Annotated in this window: 20 protein-coding genes; 12 read left to right on the top strand and 8 right to left on the bottom strand. The window is 59.8% G+C overall.

The window, feature by feature from the left end:
• Positions 1-96 precede the first annotated feature (96 nt).
• The 7 genes from ACEN9G_RS11765 to ACEN9G_RS11735 all read left to right on the top strand — a co-directional run bounded on the left by ACEN9G_RS11765 (position 97) and on the right by ACEN9G_RS11735 (position 6,991).
• Positions 97-666: an aspartyl/asparaginyl beta-hydroxylase domain-containing protein gene (locus tag ACEN9G_RS11765; protein WP_413336878.1), complete on the top strand. Its 570-nt coding sequence runs from the start codon at positions 97-99 to the stop codon at positions 664-666.
• A complete protein-coding gene (locus ACEN9G_RS11760) occupies positions 663-1,118 on the top strand; it encodes a GNAT family protein (RefSeq protein WP_413336879.1) in 456 nt (151 codons plus the stop codon). Before ACEN9G_RS11765 ends, ACEN9G_RS11760 begins: the two co-directional genes overlap by 4 nt.
• A 3-nt stretch (positions 1,119-1,121) precedes the next feature.
• Positions 1,122-1,889 (top strand): P22-gp17 family phage DNA ejection protein, encoded by a 768-nt coding sequence (locus ACEN9G_RS11755; protein WP_413336880.1) that lies wholly within the window; start codon positions 1,122-1,124, stop codon positions 1,887-1,889.
• Positions 1,890-1,896: 7 nt separating this feature from the next.
• Positions 1,897-3,540: a hypothetical protein gene (locus ACEN9G_RS11750; protein ID WP_413336881.1), complete on the top strand. Its 1,644-nt coding sequence runs from the start codon at positions 1,897-1,899 to the stop codon at positions 3,538-3,540.
• A 2-nt stretch (positions 3,541-3,542) separates the two neighbouring features.
• Positions 3,543-5,996: a hypothetical protein gene (locus ACEN9G_RS11745; protein ID WP_413336882.1), complete on the top strand. Its 2,454-nt coding sequence runs from the start codon at positions 3,543-3,545 to the stop codon at positions 5,994-5,996.
• Positions 5,997-6,104: 108 nt separating this feature from the next.
• Positions 6,105-6,404: a DUF4156 domain-containing protein gene (locus ACEN9G_RS11740; protein ID WP_413336883.1), complete on the top strand. Its 300-nt coding sequence runs from the start codon at positions 6,105-6,107 to the stop codon at positions 6,402-6,404.
• Positions 6,405-6,517: 113 nt separating this feature from the next.
• A complete protein-coding gene (locus tag ACEN9G_RS11735; RefSeq protein WP_413336884.1) occupies positions 6,518-6,991 on the top strand; it encodes a terminase small subunit-like protein in 474 nt (157 codons plus the stop codon).
• A 189-nt stretch (positions 6,992-7,180) separates the two neighbouring features.
• On the opposite strand, the gene ACEN9G_RS11730 is transcribed toward ACEN9G_RS11735, so the two are convergent.
• A complete protein-coding gene (locus ACEN9G_RS11730) occupies positions 7,181-7,465 on the bottom strand; it encodes an excisionase (protein ID WP_413336885.1) in 285 nt (94 codons plus the stop codon).
• 304 nt (positions 7,466-7,769) lie between these two features.
• Between ACEN9G_RS11730 and ACEN9G_RS11725 the strand changes: the two genes are divergently transcribed.
• Positions 7,770-8,075: a hypothetical protein gene (locus tag ACEN9G_RS11725; RefSeq protein WP_413336886.1), complete on the top strand. Its 306-nt coding sequence runs from the start codon at positions 7,770-7,772 to the stop codon at positions 8,073-8,075.
• Here ACEN9G_RS11725 and ACEN9G_RS11720 read toward each other — a convergent pair.
• Entirely contained in the window at positions 8,072-8,272 is a 201-nt protein-coding gene (locus ACEN9G_RS11720; protein WP_483126665.1) for an excisionase, read from the bottom strand. The genes ACEN9G_RS11725 and ACEN9G_RS11720 overlap by 4 nt on opposite strands.
• Positions 8,273-8,934: 662 nt before the next feature.
• On the opposite strand from ACEN9G_RS11720, the gene ACEN9G_RS11715 reads away from it, so the two are divergent.
• Positions 8,935-9,198 carry a hypothetical protein gene (locus tag ACEN9G_RS11715; RefSeq protein ID WP_413336888.1) on the top strand — a complete coding sequence of 88 codons (264 nt, stop codon included), beginning with the start codon at positions 8,935-8,937 and terminating at the stop codon, positions 9,196-9,198.
• Positions 9,199-9,236: 38 nt separating this feature from the next.
• Here ACEN9G_RS11715 and ACEN9G_RS11710 read toward each other — a convergent pair whose 3' ends face one another.
• A complete protein-coding gene (locus ACEN9G_RS11710) occupies positions 9,237-9,809 on the bottom strand; it encodes a recombinase family protein (RefSeq protein ID WP_413336889.1) in 573 nt (190 codons plus the stop codon).
• A gap of 228 nt (positions 9,810-10,037) precedes the next feature.
• Here ACEN9G_RS11710 and ACEN9G_RS11705 point away from each other — a divergent pair, with 228 nt between their 5' ends.
• A complete protein-coding gene (locus ACEN9G_RS11705; RefSeq protein WP_413336890.1) occupies positions 10,038-10,550 on the top strand; it encodes a hypothetical protein in 513 nt (170 codons plus the stop codon).
• 175 nt (positions 10,551-10,725) lie between these two features.
• Here the strand turns inward: ACEN9G_RS11705 and ACEN9G_RS11700 are convergent, their stop codons facing one another.
• A complete protein-coding gene (locus ACEN9G_RS11700; RefSeq protein WP_413336891.1) occupies positions 10,726-10,935 on the bottom strand; it encodes a DUF4224 domain-containing protein in 210 nt (69 codons plus the stop codon).
• Positions 10,936-11,009: 74 nt separating this feature from the next.
• On the opposite strand from ACEN9G_RS11700, the gene ACEN9G_RS11695 reads away from it, so the two are divergent.
• On the top strand, positions 11,010-11,345 hold the full coding sequence (locus ACEN9G_RS11695) for a phage protein NinX family protein (RefSeq protein ID WP_413336892.1): 336 nt from the start codon (positions 11,010-11,012) through the stop codon (positions 11,343-11,345).
• Positions 11,346-11,374: 29 nt separating this feature from the next.
• Here ACEN9G_RS11695 and ACEN9G_RS11690 read toward each other — a convergent pair whose 3' ends face one another.
• The 3 genes from ACEN9G_RS11690 to ACEN9G_RS11680 form a co-directional block, all read right to left on the bottom strand.
• Positions 11,375-11,617: a hypothetical protein gene (locus ACEN9G_RS11690; RefSeq protein WP_413336893.1), complete on the bottom strand. Its 243-nt coding sequence runs from the start codon at positions 11,615-11,617 to the stop codon at positions 11,375-11,377.
• Complete coding sequence (locus ACEN9G_RS11685) at positions 11,610-12,152, bottom strand: HNH endonuclease family protein (RefSeq protein ID WP_413336894.1); 543 nt, start codon at positions 12,150-12,152, stop codon at positions 11,610-11,612. Before ACEN9G_RS11685 ends, ACEN9G_RS11690 begins: the two co-directional genes overlap by 8 nt.
• A gap of 193 nt (positions 12,153-12,345) precedes the next feature.
• Positions 12,346-12,525, bottom strand: coding sequence for a hypothetical protein (locus ACEN9G_RS11680; protein ID WP_413336895.1), 180 nt, complete (start codon positions 12,523-12,525; stop codon positions 12,346-12,348).
• 593 nt (positions 12,526-13,118) lie between these two features.
• Here ACEN9G_RS11680 and ACEN9G_RS11675 point away from each other — a divergent pair.
• Positions 13,119-13,841, top strand: a complete 723-nt coding sequence (locus ACEN9G_RS11675) for a TIGR02391 family protein (RefSeq protein WP_413336896.1) — start codon at positions 13,119-13,121, stop codon at positions 13,839-13,841.
• Between the two features lie 115 nt (positions 13,842-13,956).
• On the opposite strand, the gene ACEN9G_RS11670 is transcribed toward ACEN9G_RS11675, so the two are convergent.
• Complete coding sequence (locus tag ACEN9G_RS11670) at positions 13,957-14,757, bottom strand: hypothetical protein (protein WP_413336897.1); 801 nt, start codon at positions 14,755-14,757, stop codon at positions 13,957-13,959.
• Positions 14,758-14,818: the final 61 nt, after the last annotated feature.

Genomic DNA, 14,818 nt, shown 5'->3' with positions numbered 1-14,818 from the left:
AAAGAACTATAATGAGGCCTAGTGGCACCTACTTGCTATAGCTGAGTTTCGAGCGCCCAGCGGCTCACAAACCCCCTTCTAACTCGGGAGAATGTGATGCGTAATTTCCTCCTGCTCGCGCAAGGCGTCGACGTCACCCCCCTTCTGTTGGCGATCCGTCGCCGCTCGGACCTCTGGAAAGAGGACACCTACCTCCGCGATTACCCGCAAGGCCCGTTCAAGCAGATCGAGTCGATCATGCTGCGCTTCCCCGTCAAGTCCGTGCACGAGACTGAGGAGGAGCTGCAAAACCACCTGAGCACCTACGACCAGCACGAAAACGTCGACTACCCAGCATACAAGCTTCTGACCGAAGCTCGCCCGATCGTGATGTCGTTGATGACGCGGGTCGGCGGCGAGCGCCTGGGCCGGGTCATGATCAACAAGATCGCCCCGGGCGGCGTGATTTACCCACACGTCGACACCAAGTCCCACACCGACTACTACAGCCGCTTCCACGTCGTCCTGCAGAGCCAGCCGGGAGTCTACTTCCGCGCCGGCGAGGAGACCACCTACATGGCGCCTGGAGAGGTCTGGTGGTTCGACAACGCACAGGAGCACGAGGTGATCAACAACAGCGCCGGGGACCGCATCCACATGATCGTCGATATCAGGACTTCCAAATGATCACTTGCCACGTCGAGTCATTTGAGCAGCAGCTGGCCGAGCTGCAGACGCTGCTGCCGCTGCACTACCGCGAGTTGGCCCTGAACCAGGACAAGGTGCCGCTGCAGCCTCAGTACCACGTCTACATCGAGCGCGAGCGGGCCGGCGGCCTGATCTTCGTCACCCTCCGCGACGCTGGCGAGATGGTGGGTTACTTCATCGGCTTCATCGCGCCAGGGCTGCACTACAGCACTTGCCTGACCTGCACGATGGACATCTTCTACGTCCGCCAGGACAAGCGCGCGGGTAGTGCGGGCGTGCGCATGTTCCGCTTCGTCGAGGCGGAGCTCCGGCGCCGTGGTGTGCAGCGGTGGTTCATGGGTTCAAAAATTCACGCTGACGCCAGCGCGCTGTTCAAGCGCATCGGTGCGGCGCCTGTCGAAACGTATTTCAGCAAATGGCTGGGAGAATAAATCATGGTGGCAGCAGCAGTTGTAGGAGCAGGAATCGGTGGCGCGCTTTTGTCGTCGAGCGCGACCAGGTCGGCGGCCAATACCGCGTCGAATGCACAGGAGCGAGCCACGCAGCTCGGCATCGACCAGCAAAACAAGCAGTTCGAGACGGTACAGAAGCTGTTGTCGCCGTTCGTCACGGCCGGCACTGGTTCGCTCGGCGCGCAGCAGAACCTGCTTGGCCTGAACGGCGCCGCCGCGCAGCAGGCGGCGATCAGCGGCATCCAGTCGTCCCCGATGTTCAGCTCGCTCGCGCAGCAGGGTGAAGACGCCATTCTCGCGAACGCCTCGGCCACGGGCGGCCTGCGCGGTGGGAATGTGCAGGGCGCGCTGGGCCAGTTCCGGCCGCAGTTGCTCAACCAGCTGATCGAGCAGCAGTACGCGAACCTGGGCGGGCTGACCTCGCTCGGCCAGAACGCCGCGGCGGGCGTCGGCAACGCCGGTATGCAGACCGGCCAGAACGTGGCCAGTCTGCTCCAGCAGCAGGGCGCGGCACAAGCGGGTAATGCCTTGGCAGCAGGGCGATCCCAGGCTGGGGTGTACAACGCGCTGGGGAGCAGCATTGGGACGTTCGCAGGCCTGGGCGGCTTTGGCCCCACCTCGACCTATGACGCGGCTGCAGCACGCGCCGCAGCCTCCGCGCGCCAATCGAGTGGGCTGACGTCGAGCGTGGGGGATGTTGGTTTCACCCCGATCGACATGTCCGCATTCACCTCCTCGCTCAAGTTTTGAGGCCATCATGCTTCCAATCGACTACACCACAGACATCGCCAATCCCTTCGACAGTGTCCTGAAGGGCTACCAAGCCGGCATCGGCATCAGCCAGGTACAACAGCAGCAGCAACAACAGCAGGCAGCGCTCGCCCAGAAGCAGCAACAGGCACAGGTCATCCAGTCGCTGGTCGCGAACCCGAATGCCGGCGGCGAAGAGTATGCGAACGCCATGTTGCAGGTACCGGGTATGAGCGAACAGCTCAAACAGGCCTGGGATACGAAGAGCGCGGTAGCGCAGAAGCAGCAGCTTTCCGATCTGGCCCAGTGGGGTTCGGCAATCCAAAACGGCCAGCCGCAGATTGTTGTCGACGGGTTGAACGCGCGCGCCGATGCGATCGAAAACGCGTCCAACGGTCCCACCGTTGAATCGAGGGCACTGCGCGCCAAGGCACAGGCGGTCCAGGAGCACCCGGAGTTTGGGGGCGTCCTCATCAAGTCGATGTTGGCCGTGCACCCGCAGGGCAAGGCCGTCATCGACAACATCGTCGCGCAAAACAAGGATGCCCGTGACCAGAAAGAGTCGGACTCGAAGCTGGATGGCGAGAAGATCGACCAGGCCGTGAAGAATTACGGCGTCTTCGCGCAGACGGCCGGCTCGCTCGCAAAGCCCGGTGTGAAGCCAGCGCAGGCGATCACCATGTTCAAGTCGATGGAGTCGCGCGGCTTCATTCCGAAGGGCGGCGCGCAGGAGTACATCGACGGCATGCCGGCCGATCCGAAAGAGCTCCCCACGTACCTGGGCCAGCTCCGCGACGCCGGTATGACCCCGAAAGACCAGAAGGCATTCACCACGCCGAGCGCCGACGCGACGCTGTCGGCCAGTACGCAGCGCCGAGGCCAAGATATTCGCCACTCCGAGTGGGTCGAGGAGCAGAAGGCGGCCGATGCGCCGGCAAAGCCGAACGAGACGCTGGCCAAGCAGATCGCGTTCTACCGTGCGCCGCCGCTCGGCCAGTTCAACATGAACAAGCCATGGGGGCAGGCCACCATGGACATGGTCATGCAGCTCAACCCCCAGTACGACGCAGCCCAGTACGCACCGCGCGCCGCCGCACTGCGCTCCTTCGGCGCCGGCGGCAAGGATGGTGCGGCGATCGAGTCGGCCAACACCGCGATGAACCACCTGGCGACGCTGAAGGAGTTAGCCCTGGCCCAGAAGAACGGGGACACCCGCCTTTTCAACAAGATCGCGAACAGGATCTCGGAAGCCACCGGCGGTGCCGCACCGTCAAACCTGAAGGTCGCCGTGCAGATGGTCGCGCCCGAGGTGGTCAAGGCCGTGTCCGGGGTCGGTGGCACCGGAGAAGATCGGAAGCACACAGCTGATGCTCTGGCAGGCGATGGCACCTACTCTCCCGATCAGGTTCTGGGCGCCGTCGGCACCGCGCAGGAGCTGTTCGGCGGCCGCCTGAAGGAGAAAAAGCGCAGCTACGAGCGGGGCACCGGGCTCAAGGACTTCGAGGATACATTCCTCTCGCCGGCCGCACGCTCGCTCCTGACTGGAAAGGGCGGCGGTGAAGGCAACGTGCCGCCGTCGACGAAGCCAGCGAAGTCGGCGCCAGCGCACCCGGCCGATATCGATTACCTCCTCAACAAGTACGGGAACTAGTGATGCCTGACCGCGAACAGCTTTACCAGGCGCTCCGCAATGCCGATGCCGCCGGCGACACGAAGGCCGCGCAGCGCTTGGCCGGCTACATCAAGTCGCTGCCGGCCAACGACGCCACAGAGACTAAGCAGGGGCATAACCTGTTCGACACTCTGGCGTCGATCCCTGGGCACATCAAGGAGGCCGTCACCGGTGACAAGCGGCATACCGCCGAAACCGATGCGGCGCCTGACTGGGCCGGCATGCCCGAGCTGAACTCGTTCAGCATGGCGAGTGCGAAAACCGGTCTGGGCACGTTGCTGTCCAACCCGGCCGAGACCGTGAAGGTCATTCAGTCGAACTTCCCAGGTGTGCAGGCGCGCCAGGACGAGAGGGGTAACTTCCTGCTGCGCTCGTCGATGGACGGCAAGGAGTACGCCATCAAGCCGGGCTTCCAGGTCAGCGATCTTCCTCGAGCGCTCGGCGCCATCGCGGCATTCACTCCAGCCGGCCGCGCCACGACTCTCGGCGGCGCTGCTCTCGGGGCTGCTGGTACACAGGCAGCCATCGAGGCGACCCAAGCGGCCACCGGCGGGGAGTTCAATCCGGGTGAGGTAGCAGCAGCGGGCGTCGCCGGCGCCGCTGTGCCAGCTGTGGTCAATGCAGTGCGTGCCGCTGCAGCGCCGGCCAGGCAGATCCTGCAGCGCGTGCGAGGCGTGCCGAAACCGACAGCAGCTGCTGACCCGCTGGCTGTCGCATCGACCGAAGCCGCCGATGCAGGCGCTACTTCGATGGGAGCGCAAGGCTCCGCTCCACGCACAGCTGCTGCCGATCCTGCTATCGATGCAGGTGGGGCGGCTCCCATGGCGGCAGACGACCTCACCCAGACGGCGCGTAAGGCGGCAGAGGGAGGCTTCGGAAGCAGCCGGGCAAAGCAGGTGCTGGCCGAGCAGGCCTCGCCCGACCCCAAGGTCGTGGGAGCTGCCGAGCGCCTTGGCGTCGATGGAGACCTGCAGGCGGACCACGTCACTACGAACCAGGCATTCCGCGAGCTCTCGCAGGCTGCGAAGTCGATCCCGGGGTCGGAAGGCCGGGCCATGGAGCTGGAGGGTCTGCAGCGGGTGGCTCAGCGCGCAAACGACCTGATCGAGGAGATGGGCGGCACGCACGACTTCAGCACCCTGGCCGACAGCGTCAAACATGAATTGAATGGCGTGCACGATCAGCTTAAGGGCCATGCGGACAATTTCTTTGACGAGATCCGCGCCGCAGTGCCGGCCAAGTCCGAGGCACCTGCCGAGAACGTGCTGGCGATGATCCGGGCGCGCGCCGATGAGCTCGACGGCATGAAGAACCTGTCTCCCATGGAGAAGATGATCTTTGCGAAGCTGTCGCCGAAAAGGATCATGCAAACTGAGGAGGTGCCGGGTAATCCACTGATGCCAGGCGCTCAGTCCGCGACCAAGCGCGCGGTACCAGTGACGAAGCAGCCGACGTATGCGCTGCTGGATGACGTCCGGCGCGACCTCACCGCGGCGCGCATCCAGCGCGCTGGCCCTTTCAAGGACTCGGACAGCCGACTGATCTCCATGCTCGAGGACGCGCTGAAGAAGGACCAGCGCGCTGTGCTCGAGCAGCATGGCATGGCCGGAAAATGGGATCTCGCCCAGAAAACTGTCGCCACCTACAAGGGTGTCCAGGACGATCTGGCGGCTTTGTTCGGCAAGCACCTAGACGAGTCCTTCGTCGGAAAAATGTCGAAAGCCATGAATGCGCTCCCTGCTGGAGATCCGACCCAGCTCATCAAGTTGCTTAAGGCAGTACCCGCGAGCATGCGACAGGAGGTCGTCGCTTCCGGCCTCAACACGGCATTCGGCAAGACTGCGGCCAACGGCAACGTCAGTTTCGCCAAGTTCGCGACCTGGTATGAGGGCCTGCTCAAGAACAAGCAGTCACATCTGGCGGTCATGACACACTTGCCGCCGGAGGCGCGCAAGCAGCTCAGCGACCTGTACCGCGTTTCCAAGGGCATCAGCGCCGCCACGCGCGAGCGCATCACGACGGGTCGCCTCAACGCCATCAAGGACGAGCTGAAGCCGATCGATAACTTCACCGGCCGCCTCTACAAAACTGCACGCGAGTCTGCGCTTGGCGCCACCGTCGGCACGACGGTAGGCTGGGCTTTTGGTCCAGGTGCGGGTGCTGCAGTTGCATCGGCACTTGCCAAGGGCGCCAAACCCGAGGCCATAAAGGCGGTCGACAAGCTCCTGACTTCGCCAGAGTTCACCGAGCTGGCCCGCAGAACCGCGCATGGCGTTCATCCTGAACAGCAGGATGCGATCCGTCGCTTCGTCCAATCTCCCGGATGGCGACGCTTCGCGCATGTCATGAAAATGCCTGGCAACGCGACGGCTTCGCAGCGATGGGTTACCCAAGCACTCCAGGCCGAACGCCAGCACGATCATCAGGAGAAGTAAGAGGCATGCCCGGCACCGCAAAATACGGCGCATTACGGTCCGGCTCCGGCATAACCGGTCAGTCTGTTGTGTTACTGTGGCAACTTTCTAAATGCCCGGAGTCGACCGATGCTGAAGCCCTCCCTCATCTGCGCCACCCTGGCCCTGCTGGCAGGGTGCGCAACTCCCCTCACCGATGCGGCACAGAAGGTCCAGATAGTGACCGCTGCTCAGAAGGAAAAGTGCCAGACTATCAAGCTGGTGACCTTCAATCAGCGTCTCGGTCCGGACAAGCCCGGCAACGCCATGAAGTCCGCTCTGAACGAAACCGCGGCCGCCGGTGGCAATGCCTTCTACGTCGTCTCGACCTCCTCGGACTGGGCCGAAGGCGCTTCGGTCGTCGGCGAAGCGCTGCGCTGCGGCGGCTGAGCCGCTCCTATTTTTCGCACGTACCGCGCGCCGGGATGGGCTGCGAATGTTGGGGAATGTTGAGGTTGGTGAAAAATTTCCGATATCAATACTGCCTTACATAGGAGAACATCATGGGGCGAAAGACCCAACCGAAGACCGAGCTGACGGCGCGAGAGAAGATGGATGCGTTTGGGATCGATGCAGTGTGCGCTGCGATCCTGCATCCGAAAGCCATGCACGCGATCGCCGACGAAATCGGGGTGTCGCAAGGCTCCCTGGTGGCCTGGATTGGCGCCGACTCTGAACGTTCCGCGCGTGCGCGCGAGGCAAGGGTACAAACCGCCCAGATGTGGGACGAGAAGGCGACGCTGACAATTGAGACGGCCGGCGATCAATTCGAGCTGTCCAAGGCGCGTGAGCTTGCGCAGCACTACCGCTGGAGGGCGTCGAAGATTGCCCCGCGCGACTATGGCGACAAGGTAGCGATCGGCGGTGCTGCCGATCTGCCGCCGGTCAAAGCCGAGTCGATGCTCGATGTCAGCAGCCTGTCGACCGCTGCACTGATTGAGATCATGCGCATCAAGGATGCAACTGAGCCAAGATGACTGTTCATCTAAAGTAGACCGGAATAGGCGTTTTTCTAAACGCCTGACCGGAACAAAAAATCTAATTAAATCAGCTGGTTAAGTTGGAAAAGCTAGGGTCGATAACGCCGGATTTCCGAACGCTTTTTAGAACTCTGCGGATTGGCACAGCAAAATAGTGAAATTTACTGGAAGGCGTACCAGGTAGTGCTACTCAACCAGTGGCGCAGGGCAGCGGGAGCGGCGCGGATCGGTGTCCGGTAATAGTGGCTTGAGTCGGCTTTTGGCCGGCCGTTTGAGCTGGACCTTGAGCACGTCATACTCGCCCTCGACCCATTTGTGATATCCCTCGACATCAATCAGGACGCGACCGTCCGGCGCCTTCTTCCACACTTGGTCCAGCATCCAGATTCCACTGTGGATCTTGGACCGAATAGCAATTTCTGAGTAGCCAGACTCGGCCGCTAACTTGCGGATTGTCAGGTAGCGCAGCATACGAGTCTCCAGTTAAAAAAAGGGGAAATATTCAGGTTTTGCCCTTCGATGTGACGCCAGTAGGGTGCCGGCCTCCTCAGAAAACCTCAGATTCAGGAAGTGATCGAACGCCGCAAGGTAGCCAAACGGCGAGGCATGTTGACAAATGTTGACATCGGCGCTCAAGGGCGGTATTGGATATCTCCAGATACTAGAGGCTACCATTGAATACCACTTCGTCACTGCCTCACTAAAATAGTGGAATCTACTGGGCGCTCTTGGCAAAAATACTGTATGCGCATACAGTATTCGGATGAGATGCAGAATGATCAAGATGAGGAAAGACGGGGTCGACCAGCCCAAATGGAAGCTCCGTGAGTACACGCCACCGCCTGGTCAGCTCGAAGTGATGGACGTGCGCGACGATGGCGTGGGCCGGTCGGTAAAGGTCGCGCGGCACACGGCCGGCGAGGGACCGCTGCGGCGCCAAGAGGTGCTGTACGAGCCGCACTTGATTTGGATGAGTGAGGGCCGCTTCACCCTGGCCGGCTTCGAGCGCGTCCAAGTCGAGGGCAAGACGATCAACTATGCGCAGTCGTGGCTTTGTACCGTCGAGCCGGGTGTGCCCTAATCAGGGACGTACGCGGCATCCTTCCGAACGCACCACCGCCTGCCGATTTTTATAGGTTGAGGCTGGATAAACCCATCGTGAACCCATCGCAAGAGGCTGTTGTAGTGCGGAGCATGCTCCCCAAGCAGCAGCTCGCCCCAGACCTTGAGAGGGATGTATCGAGGAAGACCGATAGTGTCCTCCGGTAGGAGATGCATCGAACCTCGAGGCGACGTCGGCGCCCGAACTAGCCCCTTGGCGTTAAGCTCCGCTGTGTTCTTCATGACCCTATCGACAAGTGATTCCTTGGGCTTTGCGGGCGTGTCTGGGCTGGACTGTGTGTCGTTTGATTTAGACTTGGATTTGGGCCTGCTGATTTCAGTCGACCCTGTAGCTGCACGTGGCACCTTCTTGCACGTGAACGTTGACGGGCCACGTTTTCGGGGGAGCGGAGGAATTGGCGGTGGATTGCCTACTCTAATTTTCGCCCAATACCCTTGGATTGGAGTCGGCACATCAAGTGCAAAGCATGCCTTCCGTATGTCGTAATCAGTTAGGTTGTACTTGCGCGCCACGGCACTGACGGTTGTTGACCAAACTTCACGGTATAGCTCATCTCGATCCAAGATCACGTCCACGGCTGCTCCATATGATTTTGGAAACAGAAGGGTAGCGTAAACCGGGAGCGCAGTTCAGCGGCTGAACAGATGGCCTGGGAAATTAACGACGGCAGGATAGGGGACATACCAGCAACTGTGCCACAAGGCTTGGTATTACCAACGCTCAGCGGCAAGGCTGCGCGCAACGCAGGATAGGCTTTTGCCACTACTTGTAATACAAACGGATGCTGCAAGGGCTTGCTCTACAGCAGGAGATAGAGATGACCGACGACGAGACGAAAGCACTTCTGAAGGCGATCCTGCACGAGCTCACGGAACACATGATCCCGCTCGAAGTCGACCTGTGGGACACGGAACACATAGCGCGCTACCTCAAGCGCTCGTACAGCACGGTGCGGGACAAGATCCTACCGTTGTCGAGCTTCCCGAAGGCGATCCGCATCCGGACTGCAAACGGTACCGGCCACCCGCTCTACAAGGCCCGTGAGGTCATTCAATGGGCAGAAAGTCTGCAGGAGAAATAGAGAAGCCGGTTGCCTCGGATTGCTGACGTTTGCACCGGTCACGCGGCCGGTTTCACGATGCCGAGGATATTCGCGCGTGACACGGCGAAGCGGCGGGCAAGCTCGCTAACGGTGACGCCGGCCGCGTAGTCGGCCACGATCTGGCGACGCTGCTCGTCCGTGGTCTTGGATGGGCGGCCCAAGGTCTTGCCCTCCGCCTTCGCCCGTGCCAAGCCAGCCTGGGTGCGCTCAACCAGCAAATCCCTCTCCATTTCGGCCACTGCCGCAAGCATGGTCAGCATCAATTTGCCCGCGGCGCTGGTGAGGTCGAGCTTGCCCAGCTGCAGCACGATGACCTCAATACGGCGCGCGGCCAGCATCTTGATCGTCGCGCCGACGTCCTGCGCGTCACGGCCGAGGCGGTCCAGTTTCGTCACCACCAAAGTTTCGCCGTCGCGGATCTGGCCGAGCATCTTGGCGAACTGCGGGCGCTGCATCGCCGAGACCTTGCCCGACACGCCCTCATCTGCAAACCAGTAGTCGATTTGGTAGCCGGCCGCCTCGATCTCACGGCGCTGGTTCTCGGTGGTTTGCTCGGTGGTGCTAACTCGGCCGTATGCAAAGGTCGCCATCCTGCTCTCCGTTGTCCTAAGTGTTAGAAAACGGTGTCAGAATATACTGATGTGTTGGAAATTGCAAGGCCTATATTTCTAACATGGAGAGTTGTTGATCCTCGTTGATGTTAGAAATCGTTCGTTTATGGACAGCCTGAAAATCATTGCAATGGTTGAGATACTGTCTTACTATGCATGCAAATCAACCAATGCATGCAAGGCATGCAAACGATGTTAGGAGGAAATATGCAGCCTATTACCTTGGTTCATTCTGTTGACGACGCGAAAGCGAACATCGCAAGATTCAATCGGATTATCAACGGCGGCACTGGGAAAGAAAGGCTGGTTAAGCTCTTGTCTCATGTTCAAGCTTGGTATGCAGTTGAAAAGGATGGGGCCTTCGAATTTGGTCCTAGCAAGTTCATTGGGTACAAGGACATGACAGCTGACTTGTATGCAGATGAGACTGGATCGACAGGAAGGCTGGACGGCCGAGTAACCGAGAAAAAGCTTTCCGCTTGGGCAACTCCAATCGCACAGGATGATCCACGCTACGAGCAGGCACATCGGGCTTTATCGCAGTTTTGTGCCAAGTTCCGAGCATTCCCAAATGCCCGTGCCAGGATTTCAATATTTCAGGTCTCTGCTGATGATGGCGTTAACGAAATGGAAAAAGTAAGGGCGCTTTGCGTGCTTATCAAAGACCTTTCAAATGAGGCCAGGCAGGAATTGCGGAGGCGCATGTCCGTTTTGGGGTGAGTATTTGAGGTCAGCTCAAAACTGAGCCGACCTAGCAGCCAACGCAATTTTGCGTCGGCCAATCGACGGGCTGAAAAGTCAGCCCGTCGATAGAGGTCTCAAAATGGATGGGTGAGATCTGGCGGCTGAATTTTCAGCCGACCGATTTAACCGACGCAAGTAAATGGTGGGTGGATCAAGTTATACGTGCAACCGGCTTCGAAGATTTCGGCGTGTCGGTCGCGTCGCGCCTGCCCTCGATCGCCACACGGGCGACGACCGGCTTGCCACACGCGTTCACATGGAACGGCAGTCCCATGCGGCGCAGCGCCTCGATCTGCTTCGATTTCATCTTCCGACCGGTCAAGGTCGTGAGCTCTTCCTGGTTGAGAAATATGTCGGCCATGGGCCCTCCTGTGCGATGCCGGGCGGGTGCCCAGCCGGTCCACATTAGAATGCCAGCATGACAAAGGAGAGCCCATGAAAATCGCCTACCTTGAGGCCGTGCCGCTGCTCGACTACTGGGTCGGGAAAGCGCAAGGCCTACAGGTCGAGATCGTCGCGCCGCACGGCGCCGGCTCCGAAATGTGCGTCATCGAGAACGGGGAAGCCTTCAGTCCGTCGACCAGCTGGGCCCAGGGCGGTCCGATCATCGAGCGCGAGTATATCGACCTGATCAGCGACTTCGGTCGCTGGATGGCGAGGCACGGTAAGCGGCAGGACTACAGCCGGGCGGATGTGTCGCCCCTCGTCACGGCAATGCGCGCCTACCTGGCGTGGGAGTACGGCGACGAGCTGCCGACATCAGCGGAATAGCCGCCTTATCGTAGAGTGCAAGTCGACGCTTAGCCCTGCAGCCGGTGCTGGTGGATGCCGGTAATGCCGGGCGGCAGCTCTTCCTGCTTCTCGAGGAACCGGCCCTTGTAGCCGGTCAGCCGGGTATATTCGACTTCGGCCTTTGCCGAGTTTACAACGACCTGGGACAAGTCACCGATCACCTTGGCGCGTTCGATGTCGAGCGTTCCGTTCTTGACGCCTGCGATGGTGTCGAACAGCAGCTCGCGCAGATCCTCAATATTCCTAGCCATTTTCTTTACTCCGTTTGATGGTTTTCGTCAGCACGCCCCTGAGTTGGACAATGCCCCTGATTTCTGGCGCGAGCGAACAGCAGCGGTCGCGTATCGCGTCGGCGATGGTCACGCACTCCAATTTGTCGATCGTGATTTCCTCGAGCACGGCGGTTCTCATGCCGGGCTTGAACAGCAGGCGGTGCCCTTCCGGAATCGGGCCGCGCTCGGCGATCCACAGCACCTCATGAACACCACGCCAGCGATTGCTGTCCGGGCCCGGCTCGTCGCTCACCTTGACGTGGACGATGCCGCTGTCGATGCGGTAGGAACCGACCGGCTTGGCGCTGGGCGACGCTTGGCCATTGAATCGCCGGCGTGCAAACATCGCCTTTATGCCGGCTTCCGACTTGCGCAGACCTAGGCTTTGCCCCTTGGATTTGATGCGGCCAGGGGTTACGCCGAAAACCTTGGCAAGTTCGTGGTTGTCTTTGTCGGCATAGGACTGTCGCAAAATTTCGACCTCGTCATCAGTCCAAAGCACTCGCTGTTTCATAAGTCAGGCTCCCCTGGAACTGCGCACGTTGACTGCCGAGTAGGCAACTCATCCGTTTGATTGGAGGCATACTACGCGCCTCAATGGCTGAGCTCCTTTCATTACGACTAGGCACGTACTGTGTCATGTCCACAAGCCGTTGACGGCGGCGCCCGCGCGCTGGCGGTGCTCGGCCAGATCCTGGCGGCGCACATCAGGCCAACACGATCTGGGCGTGGTACATCGCCGAGGCGGCGCCCACGGCCAGGATAACTAGAATCAGCATGAAGGTGCCGGCAAGGTGGCTGCCGAAGCCCCGAGCTAGATTGACGAGCCCGCGAGCCAGCGCCTTGATGATGGCCGTGGTGAGTTTGATGCTGGGACTGGGAAACATAATTGTTGCTACTCCCTGAAAGTGGTTGCTGAGGTCTACATGCTGTCGTGCAAGATCACGGCCGTACAGGAATCTCGGGTGTGTTGGCAGCGAGCACATCATCTTGCCAATGACGAGTCATGGGCTACCCCAGGGTTTTCTATCGGCCTTGGGTATCGTGCTGTCACGACTCTGTGGTATGCACACCCTAGTGTCCTAGGAAGGCAATCGCAGATCCTCTTGTGGTTTTTCCATTGCTGGTTGATCGCGTTTTTAGGGCCGCGCGGCCGCCGGCAACTTGGTCGATTAGAAAAAGTACGGGTTTCGTTGCGCGCTTGATTTGTCAAGATTCAGTAACGGTAACGGTAACTGTTACTGCGCATTTACGTTGCGCCTTAGTCCCGGCACTCTGTAGCCATATCCACTCCTAAGGTTCAAAATGGAAAAAATCGAAGCAGTCATCAAGCTGGCCGGCGCCGTCCTCGCGCTCATCGCATCAGCGATCCAACTCGCACGGCAATGGCCTTGAGCGGCCGGATCGGCCAATGGGCTGCCGCAGTGACGCGTGTAGAATCTTTCCTTCTGCACCGTCCGAAGCCCAAGACCGAACGCACATGACGACTCTCTACGACCTAATCCCCGATGCGGACTCTGTCTTGGCATTGGAACCTGAGGAACTCGCCGGCGTCGGCCTCGAGCTGATCACTTTGGGTTCTCCGATCGGCGGCTCTCGCCTTCATCCGACGTCCTTTACCCACCCGGACACCCTGGGGCCCTTCCCGCAGCACAAGCGCAGCCAAGTGGAGTACGCGATGGCAGAGGGATGGAATTGGCTCGTGCGTGAGGGCTTGATTGCGCCGAAGCCAGGCGAAACATTCGGCTGGCACTTCGTGACCCGCCGCGGCGCGCAGCTGAAGAACCGAGCCGGCGTGGCCGCTTACACCAACTCTGTGCAGCTCCCGCGCGCGATCCTGCACGCGGAGCTCGTCAAGTGCTGCTGGCCAGCATTCATGAGGGGCGAGTACGACACGGCCGTGTTCCAGGCTTTCCGTGAGCTCGAGGTCGCGATTCGGGAGACGGGTGGGTTCTCGGCCGACGACTTTGGCGTGGCTTTGGCCCAGAAGGCCTTCAGCGAGAAAAACGGTCCTTTGACTGATATGGACGCGCCGTCCGGAGAGCGGGTTGCCTTGCTCCAGATGATGGCCGGCGCTCTAGGTTCCTACAAAAATCCGCATAGCCATCGCCGGGTCCAACTTAGCGCGATCGACGCGACCGAGATGATTGTTCTCGCCAGCCACCTGATAAAGATCGTGGACGCACGGCGACCGGCGGCCTAGCAATTCTTTCCGCTCTCGTGTCATTCCTTAGCACGTCAGTTACCTACGCCAGCTCGGGCGCTTGAAGAGAGACACAGCTAGACACCAATCTGATGATATAGCGCTGCGGGTGCAATCACTCAGCCGGAAAACCGGTCATGGATACTATTACTTTGCGGCCATCAACAGCGTGGATCGTAAGGTATTCAAGACGTTCGAGAGTCGTTGCGAAATCAGGAAAACGCTGCGTAGATAGTACGGTAAGCCTGCCCTGTCCGGCACAAGAGCCAGGAGCGAAAAGATAGACGTCTCCGTTGCTAGGTTTTGTCCAAGGTTGAACTTCTTCTCCGATCTCGCACATCGCAATCGTGGCGCGGTCGACGCAGGGAATGGCAATGAAGTGTTGGTCTGGATCTTGAGTGAAGATGTACGGGTGAGGTGAGGAACGGATAGGCTCTTGGTAGGTCGGGCTAGCCGATGAAAGCTGATGGTTTTGACTTGTTGGGAGGAGGTCAAGCTCAACCGAGTAGTTATACCTTCGGCCGTCGTGAGTCCCGCCGCCGTGAATAAGGGCGTCGCACGTTGTGGGTATGAGTGCCGATCCCGCTGCAGTCAATGCTTGCCTGAACAACGGTGCCTCGTCTTTCGAAAGATGCCCCACCTTTTTACCTTCGATCCAGACGCCAACCGCGTTTGGATCGCTCGGGTTCTCCTCTTCAGGCGCGAGCATTGCAGTGCAGTGCACGACCGCACCGTCGCCATCCATATTCATCGCAATCAGGCGAATGTTGTCGAAGTAGTGCGACTCCCCAACTACGTCAGTAGTAAACGAGCCTGAGGGGCGCCAATGCTTTAACGTTGGGGCAGTAGCTTCGATGCGAATTTTCTGGGCCGGTGTCGGAGACATCAAGGCAACGATCGATCGAAGAAGGCTCATCAGGTCCTCATTACACTTTAGTCAGCAAGATATGTGGAAGTCACTCTACGGATCGCCAGGA

It is taken from the genome of Massilia sp. Masssp94, from assembly GCF_059491305.1.
Note: the sequence above shows the minus strand (reverse complement) of the source record. Positions and strands in the feature narration are given on the sequence as shown.

Excerpts from the sequence above, each read along its gene's own strand:
- ACEN9G_RS11670 (WP_413336897.1), bottom strand. The coding sequence starts at position 14,757 with ATGAGCCTTCTTCGATCGATCGTTGCCTTGATGTCTCCGACACCGGCC.
- ACEN9G_RS11695 (WP_413336892.1), top strand. The coding sequence starts at position 11,010 with ATGAAAATCGCCTACCTTGAGGCCGTGCCGCTGCTCGACTACTGGGTC.
- ACEN9G_RS11725 (WP_413336886.1), top strand. The coding sequence starts at position 7,770 with ATGATCAAGATGAGGAAAGACGGGGTCGACCAGCCCAAATGGAAGCTC.
- ACEN9G_RS11750 (WP_413336881.1), top strand. The coding sequence starts at position 1,897 with ATGCTTCCAATCGACTACACCACAGACATCGCCAATCCCTTCGACAGT.
- ACEN9G_RS11690 (WP_413336893.1), bottom strand. The coding sequence starts at position 11,617 with ATGGCTAGGAATATTGAGGATCTGCGCGAGCTGCTGTTCGACACCATC.
- ACEN9G_RS11675 (WP_413336896.1), top strand. The coding sequence starts at position 13,119 with ATGACGACTCTCTACGACCTAATCCCCGATGCGGACTCTGTCTTGGCA.
- ACEN9G_RS11735 (WP_413336884.1), top strand. The coding sequence starts at position 6,518 with ATGGGGCGAAAGACCCAACCGAAGACCGAGCTGACGGCGCGAGAGAAG.
- ACEN9G_RS11715 (WP_413336888.1), top strand. The coding sequence starts at position 8,935 with ATGACCGACGACGAGACGAAAGCACTTCTGAAGGCGATCCTGCACGAG.
- ACEN9G_RS11730 (WP_413336885.1), bottom strand. The coding sequence starts at position 7,465 with ATGCTGCGCTACCTGACAATCCGCAAGTTAGCGGCCGAGTCTGGCTAC.
- ACEN9G_RS11755 (WP_413336880.1), top strand. The coding sequence starts at position 1,122 with ATGGTGGCAGCAGCAGTTGTAGGAGCAGGAATCGGTGGCGCGCTTTTG.
- ACEN9G_RS11760 (WP_413336879.1), top strand. The coding sequence starts at position 663 with ATGATCACTTGCCACGTCGAGTCATTTGAGCAGCAGCTGGCCGAGCTG.
- ACEN9G_RS11745 (WP_413336882.1), top strand. The coding sequence starts at position 3,543 with ATGCCTGACCGCGAACAGCTTTACCAGGCGCTCCGCAATGCCGATGCC.
- ACEN9G_RS11710 (WP_413336889.1), bottom strand. The coding sequence starts at position 9,809 with ATGGCGACCTTTGCATACGGCCGAGTTAGCACCACCGAGCAAACCACC.
- ACEN9G_RS11740 (WP_413336883.1), top strand. The coding sequence starts at position 6,105 with ATGCTGAAGCCCTCCCTCATCTGCGCCACCCTGGCCCTGCTGGCAGGG.
- ACEN9G_RS11720 (WP_483126665.1), bottom strand. The coding sequence starts at position 8,272 with ATGCATCTCCTACCGGAGGACACTATCGGTCTTCCTCGATACATCCCT.
- ACEN9G_RS11705 (WP_413336890.1), top strand. The coding sequence starts at position 10,038 with ATGCAGCCTATTACCTTGGTTCATTCTGTTGACGACGCGAAAGCGAAC.
- ACEN9G_RS11685 (WP_413336894.1), bottom strand. The coding sequence starts at position 12,152 with ATGAAACAGCGAGTGCTTTGGACTGATGACGAGGTCGAAATTTTGCGA.
- ACEN9G_RS11700 (WP_413336891.1), bottom strand. The coding sequence starts at position 10,935 with ATGGCCGACATATTTCTCAACCAGGAAGAGCTCACGACCTTGACCGGT.
- ACEN9G_RS11765 (WP_413336878.1), top strand. The coding sequence starts at position 97 with ATGCGTAATTTCCTCCTGCTCGCGCAAGGCGTCGACGTCACCCCCCTT.
- ACEN9G_RS11680 (WP_413336895.1), bottom strand. The coding sequence starts at position 12,525 with ATGTTTCCCAGTCCCAGCATCAAACTCACCACGGCCATCATCAAGGCG.